The 16,063-nt window shown below is 44.3% G+C and carries 19 protein-coding genes; 8 read left to right on the top strand and 11 right to left on the bottom strand.

Going from position 1 to position 16,063, the window contains the following annotated elements; all coding sequences use genetic code 11:
• Positions 1-184: 184 nt before the first annotated feature.
• Entirely contained in the window at positions 185-1,741 is a 1,557-nt protein-coding gene (locus tag L3V32_RS17555; RefSeq protein WP_237284805.1) for a DUF3612 domain-containing protein, read from the bottom strand.
• 176 nt (positions 1,742-1,917) lie between these two features.
• On the opposite strand from L3V32_RS17555, the gene L3V32_RS17560 reads away from it, so the two are divergent.
• Positions 1,918-2,496 carry a hypothetical protein gene (locus L3V32_RS17560; RefSeq protein ID WP_237284806.1) on the top strand — a complete coding sequence of 193 codons (579 nt, stop codon included), beginning with the start codon at positions 1,918-1,920 and terminating at the stop codon, positions 2,494-2,496.
• A 104-nt stretch (positions 2,497-2,600) separates the two neighbouring features.
• Here L3V32_RS17560 and L3V32_RS17565 read toward each other — a convergent pair whose 3' ends face one another.
• The gene (locus tag L3V32_RS17565) at positions 2,601-3,614 is read right to left on the bottom strand and encodes a GGDEF domain-containing protein (RefSeq protein ID WP_005393654.1); all 1,014 of its coding nucleotides are present in this window, start codon (positions 3,612-3,614) and stop codon (positions 2,601-2,603) included.
• Between the two features lie 366 nt (positions 3,615-3,980).
• Between L3V32_RS17565 and L3V32_RS17570 the strand changes: the two genes are divergently transcribed.
• Genes L3V32_RS17570 through L3V32_RS17580 form a run of 3 tightly spaced genes read left to right on the top strand, consistent with a single transcriptional unit; the run spans position 3,981 to position 7,570 of the window.
• Positions 3,981-5,315 carry a DASH family cryptochrome gene (locus tag L3V32_RS17570; RefSeq protein WP_237284807.1) on the top strand — a complete coding sequence of 445 codons (1,335 nt, stop codon included), beginning with the start codon at positions 3,981-3,983 and terminating at the stop codon, positions 5,313-5,315.
• 3 nt (positions 5,316-5,318) lie between these two features.
• Positions 5,319-6,863, top strand: a complete 1,545-nt coding sequence (locus tag L3V32_RS17575) for a cryptochrome/photolyase family protein (protein ID WP_237284808.1) — start codon at positions 5,319-5,321, stop codon at positions 6,861-6,863.
• Positions 6,863-7,570, top strand: coding sequence for an SDR family oxidoreductase (locus L3V32_RS17580; protein ID WP_237284809.1), 708 nt, complete (start codon positions 6,863-6,865; stop codon positions 7,568-7,570). The genes L3V32_RS17575 and L3V32_RS17580 overlap by 1 nt, the downstream gene beginning before the upstream one ends.
• 71 nt (positions 7,571-7,641) lie before the next feature.
• Here the strand turns inward: L3V32_RS17580 and L3V32_RS17585 are convergent, their stop codons facing one another.
• Entirely contained in the window at positions 7,642-7,788 is a 147-nt protein-coding gene (locus L3V32_RS17585) for a DUF2256 domain-containing protein (RefSeq protein ID WP_074189751.1), read from the bottom strand.
• 51 nt (positions 7,789-7,839) lie between these two features.
• Positions 7,840-8,982 (bottom strand): peptide-methionine (R)-S-oxide reductase MsrB, encoded by a 1,143-nt coding sequence (gene msrB / locus L3V32_RS17590; protein WP_237284810.1) that lies wholly within the window; start codon positions 8,980-8,982, stop codon positions 7,840-7,842.
• Positions 8,983-9,185: 203 nt separating this feature from the next.
• Between msrB and L3V32_RS17595 the strand changes: the two genes are divergently transcribed.
• Positions 9,186-9,584 carry an OsmC family protein gene (locus L3V32_RS17595; RefSeq protein WP_005393675.1) on the top strand — a complete coding sequence of 133 codons (399 nt, stop codon included), beginning with the start codon at positions 9,186-9,188 and terminating at the stop codon, positions 9,582-9,584.
• Between the two features lie 129 nt (positions 9,585-9,713).
• On the top strand, positions 9,714-10,274 hold the full coding sequence (locus tag L3V32_RS17600) for a sugar O-acetyltransferase (RefSeq protein ID WP_237284811.1): 561 nt from the start codon (positions 9,714-9,716) through the stop codon (positions 10,272-10,274).
• A gap of 137 nt (positions 10,275-10,411) precedes the next feature.
• On the opposite strand, the gene L3V32_RS17605 is transcribed toward L3V32_RS17600, so the two are convergent.
• The 5 genes from L3V32_RS17605 to L3V32_RS17625 form a co-directional block, all read right to left on the bottom strand.
• Positions 10,412-10,804, bottom strand: a complete 393-nt coding sequence (locus tag L3V32_RS17605; protein ID WP_237284812.1) for a hypothetical protein — start codon at positions 10,802-10,804, stop codon at positions 10,412-10,414.
• Positions 10,805-11,090: 286 nt separating this feature from the next.
• On the bottom strand, positions 11,091-11,273 hold the full coding sequence (locus L3V32_RS17610; protein WP_047008158.1) for a hypothetical protein: 183 nt from the start codon (positions 11,271-11,273) through the stop codon (positions 11,091-11,093).
• A gap of 164 nt (positions 11,274-11,437) precedes the next feature.
• Positions 11,438-12,124 (bottom strand): YafY family protein, encoded by a 687-nt coding sequence (locus L3V32_RS17615; protein WP_023583886.1) that lies wholly within the window; start codon positions 12,122-12,124, stop codon positions 11,438-11,440.
• A gap of 47 nt (positions 12,125-12,171) precedes the next feature.
• Positions 12,172-12,486 carry a hypothetical protein gene (locus L3V32_RS17620; RefSeq protein WP_029861917.1) on the bottom strand — a complete coding sequence of 105 codons (315 nt, stop codon included), beginning with the start codon at positions 12,484-12,486 and terminating at the stop codon, positions 12,172-12,174.
• Between the two features lie 115 nt (positions 12,487-12,601).
• Positions 12,602-13,525, bottom strand: coding sequence for a LysR family transcriptional regulator (locus L3V32_RS17625; protein WP_029800867.1), 924 nt, complete (start codon positions 13,523-13,525; stop codon positions 12,602-12,604).
• Between the two features lie 138 nt (positions 13,526-13,663).
• Between L3V32_RS17625 and yjjG the strand changes: the two genes are divergently transcribed.
• Both yjjG and L3V32_RS17635 read left to right on the top strand, forming a co-directional pair.
• Positions 13,664-14,338 carry a pyrimidine 5'-nucleotidase gene (yjjG, locus tag L3V32_RS17630; RefSeq protein WP_237284813.1) on the top strand — a complete coding sequence of 225 codons (675 nt, stop codon included), beginning with the start codon at positions 13,664-13,666 and terminating at the stop codon, positions 14,336-14,338.
• A 51-nt stretch (positions 14,339-14,389) separates the two neighbouring features.
• Positions 14,390-14,929, top strand: coding sequence for an NUDIX hydrolase (locus L3V32_RS17635; protein WP_020834877.1), 540 nt, complete (start codon positions 14,390-14,392; stop codon positions 14,927-14,929).
• Between the two features lie 71 nt (positions 14,930-15,000).
• Here the strand turns inward: L3V32_RS17635 and L3V32_RS17640 are convergent, their stop codons facing one another.
• Positions 15,001-15,435: a hypothetical protein gene (locus L3V32_RS17640; RefSeq protein WP_005393700.1), complete on the bottom strand. Its 435-nt coding sequence runs from the start codon at positions 15,433-15,435 to the stop codon at positions 15,001-15,003.
• A gap of 20 nt (positions 15,436-15,455) precedes the next feature.
• Positions 15,456-16,007, bottom strand: a complete 552-nt coding sequence (locus L3V32_RS17645) for a YtfJ family protein (RefSeq protein ID WP_237284814.1) — start codon at positions 16,005-16,007, stop codon at positions 15,456-15,458.
• Positions 16,008-16,063: the final 56 nt, after the last annotated feature.

Below are 16,063 nucleotides of genomic sequence, written 5' to 3' on the forward strand. Positions count from 1 at the left end.
AGCAACGATATGCATCTGGATCTATTAAAAAACGGCCTTTTTAAAGTTGGCACGCATCGTGCTTTATCTAGAGTGACCCTTATTAAGCCGAGGGTCACCTAGCCAACTGACGTTGTTAGTGAATACACATTGTTCACAAATATATACCGCCAATCACGATTATTGTGATTGGCGTTTTTTCTTTCTAGAGACCAATAATATTCACGTCGTCACCTGTCTCATCGGCTTCTCCGCACTTACTGTAACAACTAGGCTGCCTTGGACAAACGGCCCCTCTTGAGCAGATTAGCCTAGCTTGGGTTTGAATACCTCGTTCTATCCAATTGATGTTTAATATCTTAGCGATGGTTGTTAAGTCTTTTTTGATGTGGGGAGGAATGACACTACTTCCGCCGGAAGCGACACAAAGTGACTTCAGCTCTTCCGCAATAGAAACCGCATCACCACCTTGTGCAGAAATCGCAGGGTTTAAATCTATCCCCGCGCACAACACTCGGTTGTTCCCCGCAGGGTCAAATACGTTGACTGATTCACAACAGTAAATACGTGGCTCGTCGCCCACATTCAAAATCGAAATTTGCGCTGAACTGGTATCCAAAGGTTGGGCTAGACGTCTAAATACAGCCCAGTGTTGGCAGGGATCGTTCACTTTGCGCATATTGCCCCAAGGAAGCGGGATGCCATTTCCACGATATACCGCTTTCAACTTGCCCGGACCATAGGCATCAAAGTAGTGCCAATGAGGGTACGGAGAAACCACGGTCATACGACGCATCGCAACGGAAGGAGAAACGCCGGCCTTTTTGTTAACATCAATTTCGTAACCGGAACGGTCAAGCAACTGACGAAATGGTACTTTGGGGCAAAGCAGGGCACCAGCAAAAAAGCTGGACTCAAAATCGCGCCAAGCTTGTAGGATATCTTGCGAGTTGAGCTCAGAGTTGGAAACTGGGCTGTCCATTTGCTCCCAGTTGTTTTGATGCCCAATAGATAAAACGTTATTCATTGCATCACTGCTATGGAGCACGCGATGGCCGATGTATACCGCCAAGTCATATTTCAATCGGGTTGGGTAGTCACGCATTCGTTTATTGAGATAAATGGTGCCAGGTGGCTCCATGAAAGACGTAATCAACTGTTTGGCGCTGACGCCCAGTTCATCAATCACATCCTGTGGTGCTCGGTCTACCCAGCGAATATCCAACCCCATGCTTTTCGCAATATCTATCAGATCTTCTACCGATAGATTCAGGCGTTTCAAGCCGACCTCTTCGGCTGCGCGTTCTAAATCAGGAAAATGGTTTTGATGGTTTTCTTGGTGCGCACGGATCAATAAGTGGGCGAATTGACGTCCAGTAATACCCGTTTGAGACAACATCTCTGGAATCGCGATTTGGAGAATATCATTGGAGAACAAAAAGCTCGGCTCCAATGCCATACCGTTGATACCGCCACGATTCCCTTTGTTGGGTGTAATGGCTTCTAGTTCCGGTTCATCATCTAAAAACCAGGCAGGATCTTTTTGAAAAACTTCCGCGATTACTTCGAGCATATCAATACTCGGAACGCGTTTTCCGCGCTCTATCATCGAAAGGTAAGATACCGACGGTGCGTACTCAGGATTGATCCTTACACAGCGTGCAGATAAATCCTCCATAGTTAAATGGTTGTTTTTCCTTAGGTTGCGAATTTTCGTACCTAGAAAATGGGACTGACGAATAAGGCTTTTTGACACAGACATTTTGTAAAATTCACATTGTAAAATTTTTGTTGTGAAATTGTAGTCAATATTTCGCTAGTCTACATAATAAGCAGGCAAGGAAATTAACCATCAACTTCACAGAATTGCCTGAAACTTAAACGAAGGAATTAAGTTTTTACTCTAGGACGAGTTTTTTTAAGTGCGAGGATATGACGATGAATATGCTGAACTTCGATAAAAAAGAGATGCAACAACAACAACGCCCATTTATCGCTGAAGCTGTATTTGCCGTCGAAGCGGTAAGTGCTGAGCAGCAGAGCGAGAAGCAAGTAAAAGCGAAGCAACTACTAGACCGCATGTTCCCATTGGAGAACGGGTCGCACCAAGATGTATCAAGTTACGTAATTGATTACCGCCATGTATTGGCTTACTTCAAAGACGGCACACACAGCGGCCTGAAAAGCCCAAAACACTTTGTGGCGTATACGGGTGAGAAAGAAGATCCAAAATCGATCTTGTTTAAAGACGATTCAGGTAACCACGTAGAAGTGCTATTTGGCTGTCATAAAGGCACCGGTTGTGTGGAGTTGATGGATATTGATGACATTCAACTGGAAACCCGCATTACGTTTAATCCTGAACTAACGGGTAATGCGCCGACGGCGATGCGCCACTGGATCAGCCTAATCAAAGGCGACAAAAAAGGTAAGCCGATGGCATGTAGTGAAGATAAAGAATACACTGCGAAAAACGGTGACGACTATATTCTAAGCTACTGCTACAGTGTCGATTAAGATGTGAAGCGCCAGATAAATAGACCCCGCACTCAATAGTGCGGGGTTTTTATTCTATTTCGAAAAAGTCGGTCCTATTAACCAAGCTTACATAACAAGTTGATTTAAATGGGCATTACGCGGTTACGACCGAGTTGTTTTGCCTCATAAAGTTGCTTATCGGCTTTATTGACCAGAGCTTCAGGTGTATCACCCACCTCATATTCTGCTACCCCAAAAGAAGCGGTAATGCTGTGAACTTGTGTACCAGAACGCTTATCTCTGATGCGCAGTTTTTCTATCATGCGGCGTAGGGTGTCTGCATATTGGCGAGCAATTCGCAGAGATTTATTGGGCACAATTAAAGCGAACTCTTCACCACCAAAACGATACGCGCATATTCCATCTCGACAGCTTTGTTGTAGTCGACGGGCAATGGCTTTTAGTACCGTATCGCCGAAAAGGTGGCCATAATTGTCGTTAAATGACTTGAAATGGTCGATATCAAGCATGATCAAGGTCATTGCTTGATTTGATGCGATAAGCGAAGACAGATCTTTATCAAAAGCTCGACGGTTGTAAAGGTTGGATAGACCATCAAATAATGCGTCTTGCTGTACTTCAGCCAGCTGATTTTTGAGGCGAGAAATTTCTTCACTCGCATTAGTTAATTGGCTATTCAAAAACTTTGTCGAGTGACGAATTTCGTGTGACTCTGCGACAAGTTGACGAATCACCACCATCACTTCTTCAATACTTAAGCTGTTGTCTTCAACTTTTTCTAGCTTATTAAAACTTTTGTCTACCATTTCAGAAAAGGAAGAAGTATCTGAAAGTGTATCGCTCATCGAGCTGGACACTTCATGCAGCAGAACTTCTACATTGGTTCTAAGATCTTCAAGGCTAGTTTCTGCTTTACTGGCAACATAGTTGTTATAAAGCTGTTTATTGGTTGCAGGCGGGCAGATACCGTAGTTTTCTAACACCGTATCTAACTCAAAGTTGAGTTCAGGAATGGTCTTGTCAACGTAGGTATACCAAAGCGCATAGTTGGCTGGCGTGGCAGCAACATGATTTTTGATCATTAGTGGGACCGCTTTTTTCAAATTAGCGGTCGATTTTTTAAACTCGTCGGTCATTTCTGCGATGGTACTAGCAAAATGGAATTGTACTTAGATTAACGGATATTAACCAATATCGCTTTAATTTTTATCATTTTTGCATGGTTTATATAAAAAATGAGTGATTAAGACCGTTATCAATATCGCCAAATTTTAATTTTATAAAATCTTAGTATGAAACATGCGCGAACGATGTTTTGGTGTTAAGGGCTCTAAGATGACCAGCCAATTGGTTTAGTGAGATTGTCAGTAACCTAATGATCGTAAAGCTCTATTGCCCGTACAACAACGAGTGGAATAAAAGACTTAGCGCTTAGGCTATTTGCAACAAGAACGCGGGACTCCGAGTTTACAAAAAACGAGTTTACAAAAAGAGGGTGCGACTTGGATAAGAAAATAGGACTGTATTGGTTCACTAATGACCTGCGTTTGCATGACAACCCGCTGTTGATAGACGCTTATGCAGAAATGGATGAGTTAATTTGTTTGTATTGTCGCCCCTCGGTGACACCTTACTTGCAGCACTTTGCGCAGGAGACCTCTTTAGGGCGTGCGAAATTGCAGTTTCTCGAGGCATCGCTTAATGAACTTAATCAATCTTTAGCTAAATTGGGGCAACGATTATGGACGGTTGAACTGACGCCCTATCAAGCGATCAAATATGCCATCAGTCATTTCGGTATCACTCATATTTATGCTGATGCGTTTGCTGGTTCGGATGAGCAACAGGCACTAGAGCGTGTAATTGAAGGCACTCCCCATGTGAACATAAAACAGCAAGCGATCCGTACTTTGTTGTGCGAAGAACAGTTACCATTTGAATTAAGGCAACTGCCTGCGACCTTCACGAAATTTAGAAAGCAGGTCGAAGGTTTAGACCTCTCTCAACCTTACGAGGGCGTTCATGCTTTACCGCCAGCACCTTCAGGTATGAATTTTCCTACCGCCACGACATATTACTTTGACACCAAACCAGCATTTGATGGCGGAGAACTGAGCGGTCTTGAACATTGTCGACGCTATTTTGCTTCAAGTTTAGCGAGTGAATATAAACAGACGCGCAATGGGCTTGATGGGGTGGAGTATTCAACTAAATTTTCACCTTGGTTAGCTCATGGTTGCGTCTCTCCTACAATCATTTATGCCATGCTCAAACAATATGAGCGGAAGAACGGAGCAAATGATTCAACCTATTGGATCTATTTCGAGTTGTTGTGGCGGGAATACTTTTATTGGTACGCGAGAAAGTATCAACAGAAGTTGTTTCGATTTGGCGGTATCGCCAACCAGCCACCACTGACCAGTTTTTATGCGCAACGCTTCAAACAGTGGAAGAAAGGCGAGACACCTTTTCCAATAGTCAACGCATGTATGCATCAGCTTAATAAAACGGGTTATATGTCTAATCGAGGGCGCCAATTGGTCGCGAGCTGTCTGGTTCATGAACTTGGACTCGACTGGCGTTATGGTGCAGCTTATTTTGAAACTCAGCTGATTGATTACGATGTCGGCTCTAATTGGGGCAACTGGCAGTATTTGGCTGGTGTTGGCGCTGACCCACGTGGCTCACGTCAGTTTAATCTAGAAAAGCAGACACAAACTTATGACCCAGATTTTTCATTTATCGACAAATGGCAGGGGAGATGCGTAGGCGTACATCTTGATAGTGTCGATATGGTGGATTGGCCGATTGCGCCAAAAAAAGAGAGCGGGAGATAACCAATGCATTACGAGACGGTTCGGCTCATTCTTGGTGACCAACTTAATAGCGAGCATTCGTGGTTTCAACGTGTAGACGACTCGGTGCTTTACCTTGTCGCTGAGTTGAAACAAGAAAATACTTACGTTACGCATCACATTCAAAAGGTGTGTGCTTTTTTCTCTGCGATGGCGAATTTTGCCAACGAGTTGCAGGAAGAAGGGTATCAAGTTTTACACCTCACGTTGGATGACACACAATCTTTCGAGGATCTTGCGCAAGTCTTACAACACTACGTGAGTGAAGTTGGTGCAAGTAAGTTTGAATATCAACGCCCCGACGAATACCGTTTACTAGAGCAGTTAGCCAAACTAAAGCTTGATGGGGTCGTGATGCGCAGCGTCGATTCGGAACACTTTTTGTTACCGTTTGAGGAAATAGAATCGCAGTTTCCCCAAGGTAAACACATCATGATGGAGCACTTTTACCGCCGGATGCGTAAGCGCTTCGACATCTTGATGCAAGACGGTAAGCCTATGGGGGGAAAGTGGAACTACGACGCCAATAACCGAAATAAACTTAAAGCAAAAGACATTGAACAGCTGCCAAAGCCATTAATGTTCAGTCACGACGTCAGTGATATTGTCGAGCGCTTAGGTCGGCATAACATTCAAACCATAGGTAAATTAAATGGTGATTTACTCTGGCCAGTAAGTCGCTCTCAAAGCTTGTCTTTACTCGCGCATTTTTGTCAGGTCTGTTTGCCACTGTTTGGTCGTTTTCAAGACGCCATGACAGGTCAGCACGAGGCTAAATGGAGCTTGTATCACAGCCGGATTTCGTTCTCGCTGAACAGCAAGCTGCTGAATCCGCGAGAGGTGATTGACGCTTCACTTAAGGCATTTCATGCCAATGCCGACATCGATATTTCTCAAGTAGAAGGTTTTATTCGTCAGATCTTGGGGTGGCGAGAGTACATCCGAGGCGTTTATTGGGCGAACATGCCTCATTACCCGAAAAAGAATGAACTGGAAGCGAGTAGAAAGCTGCCAGACTTCTTCTGGAACGGCGAAACCAAAATGGCCTGTATGCGAAACGCGATTGGCCAGTCTCTTGATTACGCTTACGCGCACCACATTCAGCGTTTGATGGTCACTGGTAACTTTTGTTTGCTAACCGAGATAGATCCAGACCAAGTGGATGAGTGGTATCTCGGTATCTATGTTGATGCGATTGAATGGGTCGAAATGCCGAACACACGTGGCATGGCATTGTTTGCGGATGGCGGCATTGTTGGCACCAAACCTTACGCGGCGAGTGGTTCTTACATCAACAAAATGAGCGACTACTGTAAGGGTTGCCATTACGACAATAAGGCGAGGAGCGGGGAAGGATCGTGTCCGTTTAACAGCTTGTATTGGCGCTTTATGAACAAACACGACAAACGCTTAGCAACGAATCCACGTATAGGGATGATTTTCCGATCTTGGGACAATATGGAAGAGCAGCAACGCCAAGCGATATTAGATACCGCAGAGCACTATATGGAAAACTTGGAGAGCTTGTAATGGACATACTGATCGTTGGTGGAAATGGCGGCATTGGATTGGCGATGGTTCAACAAGCGCTAGTTCGCTTTCCCCAAGCTCGCGTGCATGCCACTTATCGTAATCACCAACCAGATTGGCAACACCCAAATGTATTTTGGCATCAAGTGGATGTATCGCAGGACGAGCAGGTGAAAGCACTCAGTGAGCAAATTGAACATGTTGATTGGTTGGTGAACTGCGTTGGTATGTTGCATACCCAAGATAAAGGTCCTGAGAAGAATCTTAGCTCGCTCGACGCAGACTTTTTTCAGCAAACCATCATGGTTAATACTTTGCCGAGTTTACTGTTGGCGAAATACTTCACGCCCAAGTTAAAACGCAGTACCAACCCCAAGTTTGCGACCATTTCGGCCAAAGTTGGCAGTATTAGTGATAATCACTTAGGCGGTTGGTACAGCTATCGTGCATCGAAAGCCGCGTTAAATATGTTCCTCAAAACCATGTCGATTGAATGGCGGAGAATGGTCAAACACGGGACTGTACTCGCTCTTCACCCAGGCACAACAGATACGGCTTTGTCGGCACCTTTTCAAGCGAATGTACCTGAAGGAAAGCTGTTTAGGCCAGAGCGTGTCGCGCGAGACTTATGGGGATTGATTGACAAAGCAACCCCGCAGGATAGCGGGGCATTTTGGGCTTATGATGGTGCCTTGTTACCTTGGTGAAGCGCAGCTTGGTCTGGGCCACGTTACCTTGGAAAATGAGGCTAGCAGTGCGGCATAAAGTTTTTGTGGTTCTAACTTTTGACTGATTTGTTTCTTCGGCAGCGCTCAGAACAGTAAACGACTTCGTCCCAATTTCTTGCCCATTTCTTTCTCCAAGAAAATGGGCGATGGCAAACAGAGCAGATTTTGGTTGGTAATTGTGTTTTAAAACCTTTCATCTGGTCCTCCCCATTCGCCATCGTATGCCCTTGAAGTTGAATGAATACGAACTATTTATCAAAGAGATACAGATACTCTTCATACCCCTGCGTTTTCATTTCACTTACAGGTACAAATTTCATTGCCGCAGAGTTCATGCAGTAGCGTAATCCTGTTGGCTTCGGACCGTCTTTAAAAACATGACCAAGGTGAGAATCGCCAAACTTACTGCGAACTTCCGTTCTTGGATAAATCAGCTTGTAATCGGTTTTTTCAACGATGTAACCTGGGTTGATTGGCTTAGTGAAACTTGGCCAACCCGTCCCTGATTTGTATTTATCGATAGAAGAAAACAACGGCTCACCAGTTACGATATCAACGTAAATCCCCGCTTCTTTGTTGTCCCAATATTCGTTGTCGAACGGACGCTCGGTGCCTTCTTCTTGCGTTACGTAGTATTGCAACTCCGTTAAGTTTGATTTGATCTCGGACTTAGCAGGCTTACTGTACGCTTTCACTTTTGATATCAACTTTTTTTCTTCGATCAACTGACGAAGCGTTTTTGGGGTCTCTTTACGATCATCACCAAATACTTCATCCAAGTATTTATCTCGACCAGACGCATAGCGATAATACTTATACTTTAAGCTGCTCTTTTTGTAATAGTCTTGGTGATACTCTTCTGCAGGATAAAACTTCTCAAACTCGATCAGTTCTGTTTTCAACGGTTTTGGATAGATCATCGCCTTGTCGATTTCCATCATAAACTGTTCTGCGATCTGCTTTTGTTCCGCGTTATGATAGAAAATAGCAGGGCGATACTGTGGGCCACGGTCGACAAAAGAGCCTTTATCGTCAGTAGGATCGATATGACGAAAAAAGTAGTCCAACACTTGCTCGTAACTAACCACTTTTGGATCGTACTTAACTTCGATCACTTCTATGTGACCTGATTTACCTGATGAAACTTGGCGATAAGTTGGGTTTTCAACATGACCACCAGAATAGCCTGATACGACATCGACTACGCCAGTCAACTGTTCCAAATCAGATTCTGTACACCAGAAACAGCCGCCAGCCAGTGTGGCGATTTCTGCATTCTCTGAAGTCTTCATCTTATCCATCGTATCGGCGGTGCCTGCTTTACTCAAAAGTAGAAACAAGACAGGAAGTGCGAAAGAGAATCCGACCAATAACTTAGATATATTCTTCATAGCTACCTCAACTTTGTTTTCCGTAGAAAGTGTGACTGAAATAAAAAGTGTTACGTATAGAGAAAGGCAACCGAGCGAAAAAATTACAGCAATGTTGAAAATTCCGTTGCCCTTTTATGCGAGAAAGCTAAAGTATCGACACGAAATACACCGCTTGATAGGGCAACGATGTCTTCAACGAGCGATGCTAAATGAGGTAAATCATGCAAGCAGAAGTTAAATGGGTAGAAGATTTTAAATTCCTTGGGCAATCTCAGTCGGGTCACTCCGTAGTGATGGATGGCAATGGCGGTGCAACGGCACCAAGCCCAATGGAAATGGTACTAATGGCCGCTGGTGGCTGTAGCTCTGTCGATGTTGTCGACGGTTTGAAAACGGCAGGACAAAAGGTCTTGTCAGTTAATGCCAAGCTAACCACAGAGCGTCGTGAAACCGCACCACGTATCTTTACGCAAGTGAATATCCACTTTGAAGTTTCAGGTGACGAGCTTGACCCAGAAGTCGTAGCAAAAGTGGCGGCTGACTCGCTAGAAAAATACTGCTCGGTTTGCTTAATGCTAGGTGAAGGTGTTGAGATGACCCACAGCTGGGAAATCGTGTAAGTCGACAGACTCCACAAAATATAAAAACAGGAAAGAGAAAAGTGCAGGCTTTTCTCTTTTTTTATTCCGCAATTCACGTACCGTGTGATTAATCTGAAAGTAGTAATTGCAGGTTTTAGGAGTCTCCCAGTGACAGAACTCGAAAAAATGATGTCTGGTCAAATCTTTGATGGAATGGACAAAGAAATTGACGCCATTAGAAGTCATGCTCTTCAAGCACTTAGAGCGCTCAATAACAATACCGACGAAAGTCAGCGCGACGAATTACAAAAACAGCTGTTTGGCAAAGCGGGTCTTTGCATTGTTCAAGCACCTTTCCATTGCGAGTTCGGTAAAACCATCGAAATCGGCGAAGAAACCTTTATCAACATGAATGTGGTCATGCTTGATGGCGCTAAAATTACCATCGGGAACCACGTGCTAATCGGTCCAAGCGTGCAATTGTATACCGCTTCTCATTCTGTGGATTACCGAAGTCGCCGACGTTGGGAGACGTTTTGTAAACCTATCACGATTGAAGATGATGTGTGGATTGGTGGTAACTCCGTCATTAACCAAGGTGTAACGATTGGTGCTCGCTCGGTGATTGCGGCGAACTCGGTCGTCAACCATGATGTGCCGCCAGATTGTCTATACGGAGGCACACCTGCTAAGTTGATTCGTCGTCTCAGCGAAGAAGAATTATTGTAAGAGAGCAAGCGTCGTTGTGACAATTATATAGCTTTCGAGAAGAATATAGCTTATTCGAGTTACATTAAGCCCAAATAAGCTATTTCTACATTATTCAACTTCAAAGTTTCAACTTGATCTTGAAAAATAATAAGGTATTAAGCATTTAAACTATCTACTAATGCTAGTATTCCAGCTGAAGAGAATACGACTATTAGCATAGAAGAGTTTATAATAATTATTCCTATTAATAGAAGTGATAGTGAGCGGTACCATCTAGGCACTTCTTTGGATATATCGGGTAACTTTCGCTTTTTACCTGAGCTAGGTTGGACGATTAAACGAACAAACATCAATGTTCGGAAAAATGCGTAAGGCCATCCCGTAAATAGAGCTAGTTCGAAAGTGTTAAAATAAGGTTCTGTAAAGTAGCTATTGACAATTTTTTTTGGCATTAAAATATGCATGATACCTATAAAGAATGTCTGGAAAAAAATAACTAATACACCAGAGAACATTAAGTATCCAATAATGTTCCAGATCAATTGCATATTACACCTGTCCTTATAATAAACCGATGCTTTTTCAAGGTTTATCCTATTTATAGGATATCAATATCCTAATATTTATCATGAAGAAATAAAGAGACTAACAGATAGCCTATATCTTAGCTATGAATGGAAGGGCGTTTTAGAAGAATGTCGAGAATGAAAATAAGAACTATCTTATTGGTTTTTTGTAAATATAGGTGGTCGTATATAAAATTGATAACGTGTAATGGCGAGGTGTAAGCCTTGCGTAACTAACAAAGGTTGGTTAAACAAGGCTAATAGTCGGTTATGGATGAATAACGATTTGTTGATCTTCTGTCATCACAAGTGTCGCTTTGCTTTGTTCGATAAGTTGGGCTGCATAAGAAGGGGTAACGGCCTGCATATCACCTTTAGATCGAAGAGTTAAAGACTCCCACGCTTGATCTCGATATTTCCCTGCTTGGGTGTATTGAATCAGTACTTTCATAGCTTCACGCTCCGGTGTGGTTGACGTGCTACTTAAGTTAACGATCTTAGGTTGGTTGCGCATCTGTTAAAAATGAAGCATTAGTTTAACCAAATGTGCCTTTCCAAATATCGCGCATTGAGCAGAGCAATTTAGAATCCTTGTGATGGAAGGATGAAAAACACTCAATCTTTCGATTCATACTGCGCAATATAATGTTTGAGAGATTTGGTTTCCGCACTCTGAAACTCTTCATCGTGCATACGCAGTGCTTGGATACGGTCGAGGCGGAACTGGCGGTAGTCATCGCGCAATTCGCACCAGGCGACCAGCGTCCAGACTTTGCCCCAAAAGAACTGGCCTAACGGTTGGATTTTTCTCTCGGTCACTTGTCCGTTTTCATCTTGATAATCCAAACTGACCTTAAACTGATGATCAATCGCGTGGCGCAGAAGCTGCCCTCGTTTGGCAGTCTCGGATTGGGTGTGATAATCGGGCACAATCAGCGGACAATCTTCCACTTGTTGTTTGAGCTTATCTGGCAATACCGAAAGTATTTTGGTGGACGCAGAGTGAGACGCTTCGGCAAGTTCGGCATCCGACCAAGCTCGAACCATCCGCATACCCAGTTCAAGCGCCATCATCTCTTTTTCTGAGAACATCAAAGGCGGCAGATGAGAGCCAGCTTGCAACAAGTAGCCGACACCTGCTTCACCTTGAATAGGAACACCAGAACTGAGCAACGACTGAATATCGCGATAAATCGTACGTTCGCTGACTTCCATTCTTTCTGCGAGCTCTTTCGCTGTCACGGCGTAACGCTTTGCGCGCAAAAGCGTCAGTAGCTCAAACAGTCGTTCTGATTTGCTCATGATGTTCCTTATCTAGACCTACTGGTTGTTAGTGGTAGTGTGGCTGATTACTTCTCTAGCTCACTGCACATTTTTAAGTTGTGATGTTTAAGCTCGAAACTTTCGCAGTCAATCATCGATAACAGAGGCTGAAATTCAGCGGCTTGCTTAAGCTGTTTTCCCGCCTGTTTGGCATCGTCCATTGAACGCCAGTAAATGATGTCTGTCCACACATCGTCCGTCGCTTCGTGACTGAGTGAGCGATACAAAAAGCCCGGCAGATTCTTCACAAACGTTTGTGACTGCTTGGCGGCGGCGATCACGTCTTGCTCTGTTGTGCCTGCGGTTAGACGAAATTGCACAGTTTCGATAACGGTTTCCATATTGTGATTCCTTATTGGTTTTGGCGGATTGCCTGTTGAGTTCCAAATAAGGTTACGCGGATGGAATGTCAGAATATGTCAGTAGTGAAATCTCACTCACTTATCATCAATACGGTTATTTTTCTGGGCGGTTGTAACGATCCCAGTAAGGTAAATCTGTGCCGAGTTTTTCGCTGATAAAATCGATAAAGGCTCTTACTTTCAACGGCATGTGCTTGCGCTCAGGGAACACCGCATAAATGGCGTGTTCTGGTAGAGAATACTCTTCCATCACCGGTTTTAGATTTCCTGCGGCAAAGTCTCTTCCTGCAATAAACGTTGGCAGTTGCGCAATGCCCGAACCTCTTAACAGCAACTGGCGAATGGCTTCGCTGTTATTGACGATAAAGTTTCCTTTTGGAAGCACCTTGTATTCGCTGCCGTTGTTGATGAACATCCATTCGACGCCGCCACGGAAATAGGAGTAGCGCAGGCAGTTGTGACCGACTAAATCACTTGGTTTTTGTGGTGTTCCAAACTCCTCTAAGTAATCTGGTGAGGCACAAAGCACACTTTTACAAGGGGCGAGACGTTTTGCGATTAGATTGGAAGAGGTGAGTTCACCAATACGGATCCCCAAATCAAAACCGTCTTTAACCAAATCGACCATTTTGTCTTCGAGGTTTAAATCCACTTCAATTTTCGGGTAACGAGCGAGAAACTCGCTGATCAAAGGCGCGATATGCAGCACACCGAAAGACATCGGCACGGTAATTTTGAGCCGACCTTGTGGAGAGCCTTGCAGCTCCGATACCGCGTCCACGCCTTGCTGGGCTAGGTTGAGCGCTTGAGAGGCGTACTCAAAATAGCGTTCTCCCGCTTCGGTCAGGCTCAGCTTACGCGTGGTTCGGTTAAGGAGACGAATGCCCAAATCGTCTTCTAGTTGGTTGATGCGTTTGCTGATCGCCGATTTCGTCAGATTCAGCTGTTTGGCCGCAAGGGAAAAGCTGCCGCATTCGACAACAGCAACAAAAACGGGCAGGGAGGCAATCGCGTTCACATCAATCTCCTATCATCGTGAAGCATTTATTGTTGAGCACAAGGATACAATTAATTTCCAATTATAGAGATTATCTTCAAGAAGAAAACAATCTAGACTATGCACCAGTATTACGACCTTGACTTTGGGAAGAAGAAAATGAAGTACGATTGGATCCTGTTTGACGCTGACGAAACCTTATTCCACTTTGATGCTTTCAAAGGTTTGCAGCTTATGTTTTCTCGCAAAGGCGTAGATTTTACTGAACAAGATTTTGCTCATTACCAAACCGTAAACAAACCGCTTTGGGTGGATTACCAAGACGGCAAAGTAACGGCAGATGAGCTAAAACATAACCGCTTTACCGAGTGGGCTGAGAAGTTGAATACCACAACAGCAGATCTCAATAGCGCATTTTTAGAAGCGATGGCCGATATTTGCAGCTTGTTGCCAGGTGCAAAAGAGTTGATGGAAGCACTGCAAGGCAAAGCCAAAATGGGCATCATCACCAACGGTTTTACAGAGTTGCAAGCGATTCGCCTTGAGCGCACAGGGATGACTGAGTACTTCGATAAAGTGGTGATCTCTGAACAAGTGGGCGTAGCAAAACCGGACTTAGGTATTTTTGAATACGCGATGCAGCAAATGGGCAACCCATGCAAAACGCGCGTACTGATGGTGGGTGACAACCTGCATTCCGATATTCTGGGTGGTAATAATTTTGGTATTGAAACTTGCTGGTTAAATACCACAGGCACAAGCGTCGATGAGCGTATCGCACCAAATTACACCGTTGAGTCTTTGAGTGAACTAAAGAACATTTTGGTGGCGTAACCGAATCGGGTATTATTCCGCTGTAACCCTCAGAAAAATCAAGGAATAACCATGTCAGACATCAAACAGTTAGACAGCAAAGTCGTTTACCAGAACAAGTGGATGACGGTGCGTGAGGACAAAATTTTACGTCCGAGCGGCGCAGAGGGCATCTATGGTGTGGTCGACAAACCTGATTGTGCTGCGATTCTGGCTATCGATAACGGGATGATTCACTTGGTTCAGCAGTACCGTTACACCGTAGGTCAACGTTGTTGGGAGATCCCACAAGGGGCGTGGGAATCAAACCCAGATGCGGATCATCTTGAGCTTGCCAAAGGCGAGCTGCGTGAAGAAACGGGCATGCAGGCGAGCGCCATGGCGTATGTCGGCGCGCAGTTTATCGCATACGGCTTTTTGAATCAGACATGTCACGTCTACTTCGCCAGTGATTTAACGGACGTGGGCAATCAACTCGACAGTGAAGAAGAGGATTTGATCACTCGCGCTTTTTCTGTTGAGGAGTTCGAACAAATGATGATCGACGGCACGATCAAAGATTGTGTCACTATCGCGGCTTATGGTTTGGCGAAGCTGAAGAAATTCATTTAATGATAATTTTTAATGAAAACAGCGGCCTAGTGCCGCTGTTTTTAGTTTGGGAGAGCTCGTTGAGCCATCGCTTACTCGTCGATTTTCTTACCTAAAATTTCTACTTTTGCTTTCTTGGTCACCCCCGCGACTTGCAGCGCTGTGCTGCCAACCGATTCATAGTTCAACTCGATCTTGTCTAATTTCGCGTTATCTTTCGTTGGTAGACTTAAGCTTCTTGATGACATGCCTTTAGTCAGAACACCTAAACTGTCGAACGTCTTTTCCTGACCATCTTTCATGATCACTTTAACGCTTTTCAGATCGACCGTACCTTGCGTACATTTGATTTTGATGTGGCTGAAACGAGCGTTAGCAAATGGTGACAGTGGATTGACTGTGTCGGTTTCCGATTTAAAACTGACGGTTTTATCTGCAATCTTGTCCCAATCGTTGTCTCCAGCAACCGATTGGAAAGAGGCTACAGCCGCTAAAAGACAGAGTGCGATGGTGTTGAACAGTTTCATAGCTTTTCCTTACCTTAGGTTTAGATATTCTGTTTAATCAGTTCGATGACGTGTGTGACTTCGTCTTGAGTTAAAGCCCCTTCTTTCACGAATAAAATTTCGCCTTGTTTATTTTGTACGATAATCGCAGAACTTTCTTGCTGTAGATCCCAAGTTGTTGCTAATACGCCATTTTTGTCTAACACCATGGAAGACCAAGAGAATGTCTTTTTGCTGTCCTCTGCCGACGATTTCACAAATGTACCGGTTCCCCATATGGCGTCTTCTTGGTTGATCACGGTTGTGGTCTGATACTGATCTTTAGGAAAGTGAGCGGCAGTGATTGCTGACATCAGCGGCGCGTTCATCTCTTTAGCTTTACTACGACCTGCAATGGCTTGTATCACACGGACTTTGCCTAACATCTGCTGAGTTGCCCAAGGTTGATAAGCCACATCGTCTCCTCGCAGCGTCATTTCGCCATAGGTATCAATGCTGACGGAAGGGGTGGTTTGACCGACAGAAAGGTTATGAGGGAAGGCGAGTGTCGGGGCGAGTGCGAGTAAGAGTGACAGAACAGATGGAGTTTTCATTGGGGGTTCCTGTAACGAAGTGAGGTTAGAGCGAATTAAATCAAGGGGCAAATACG

The sequence above is a fragment of the Vibrio sp. J2-4 genome (genome assembly GCF_021728155.1).
Classification (GTDB): domain Bacteria; phylum Pseudomonadota; class Gammaproteobacteria; order Enterobacterales; family Vibrionaceae; genus Vibrio; species Vibrio diabolicus.

Bases quoted from the DNA above. Each gene is read 5' to 3' on its own strand.
- L3V32_RS17555 (WP_237284805.1), bottom strand. From the start codon at position 1,741: ATGTCTGTGTCAAAAAGCCTTATTCGTCAGTCCCATTTTCTAGGTACG.
- L3V32_RS17560 (WP_237284806.1), top strand. From the start codon at position 1,918: ATGAATATGCTGAACTTCGATAAAAAAGAGATGCAACAACAACAACGC.
- L3V32_RS17565 (WP_005393654.1), bottom strand. From the start codon at position 3,614: ATGACCGACGAGTTTAAAAAATCGACCGCTAATTTGAAAAAAGCGGTC.
- L3V32_RS17575 (WP_237284808.1), top strand. From the start codon at position 5,319: ATGCATTACGAGACGGTTCGGCTCATTCTTGGTGACCAACTTAATAGC.
- L3V32_RS17580 (WP_237284809.1), top strand. From the start codon at position 6,863: ATGGACATACTGATCGTTGGTGGAAATGGCGGCATTGGATTGGCGATG.
- L3V32_RS17585 (WP_074189751.1), bottom strand. From the start codon at position 7,788: ATGAAAGGTTTTAAAACACAATTACCAACCAAAATCTGCTCTGTTTGC.
- msrB (WP_237284810.1), bottom strand. From the start codon at position 8,982: ATGAAGAATATATCTAAGTTATTGGTCGGATTCTCTTTCGCACTTCCT.
- L3V32_RS17595 (WP_005393675.1), top strand. From the start codon at position 9,186: ATGCAAGCAGAAGTTAAATGGGTAGAAGATTTTAAATTCCTTGGGCAA.
- L3V32_RS17605 (WP_237284812.1), bottom strand. From the start codon at position 10,804: ATGCAATTGATCTGGAACATTATTGGATACTTAATGTTCTCTGGTGTA.
- L3V32_RS17610 (WP_047008158.1), bottom strand. From the start codon at position 11,273: ATGAAAGTACTGATTCAATACACCCAAGCAGGGAAATATCGAGATCAA.
- L3V32_RS17615 (WP_023583886.1), bottom strand. From the start codon at position 12,124: ATGAGCAAATCAGAACGACTGTTTGAGCTACTGACGCTTTTGCGCGCA.
- L3V32_RS17620 (WP_029861917.1), bottom strand. From the start codon at position 12,486: ATGGAAACCGTTATCGAAACTGTGCAATTTCGTCTAACCGCAGGCACA.
- yjjG (WP_237284813.1), top strand. From the start codon at position 13,664: ATGAAGTACGATTGGATCCTGTTTGACGCTGACGAAACCTTATTCCAC.
- L3V32_RS17635 (WP_020834877.1), top strand. From the start codon at position 14,390: ATGTCAGACATCAAACAGTTAGACAGCAAAGTCGTTTACCAGAACAAG.
- L3V32_RS17640 (WP_005393700.1), bottom strand. From the start codon at position 15,435: ATGAAACTGTTCAACACCATCGCACTCTGTCTTTTAGCGGCTGTAGCC.
- L3V32_RS17645 (WP_237284814.1), bottom strand. From the start codon at position 16,007: ATGAAAACTCCATCTGTTCTGTCACTCTTACTCGCACTCGCCCCGACA.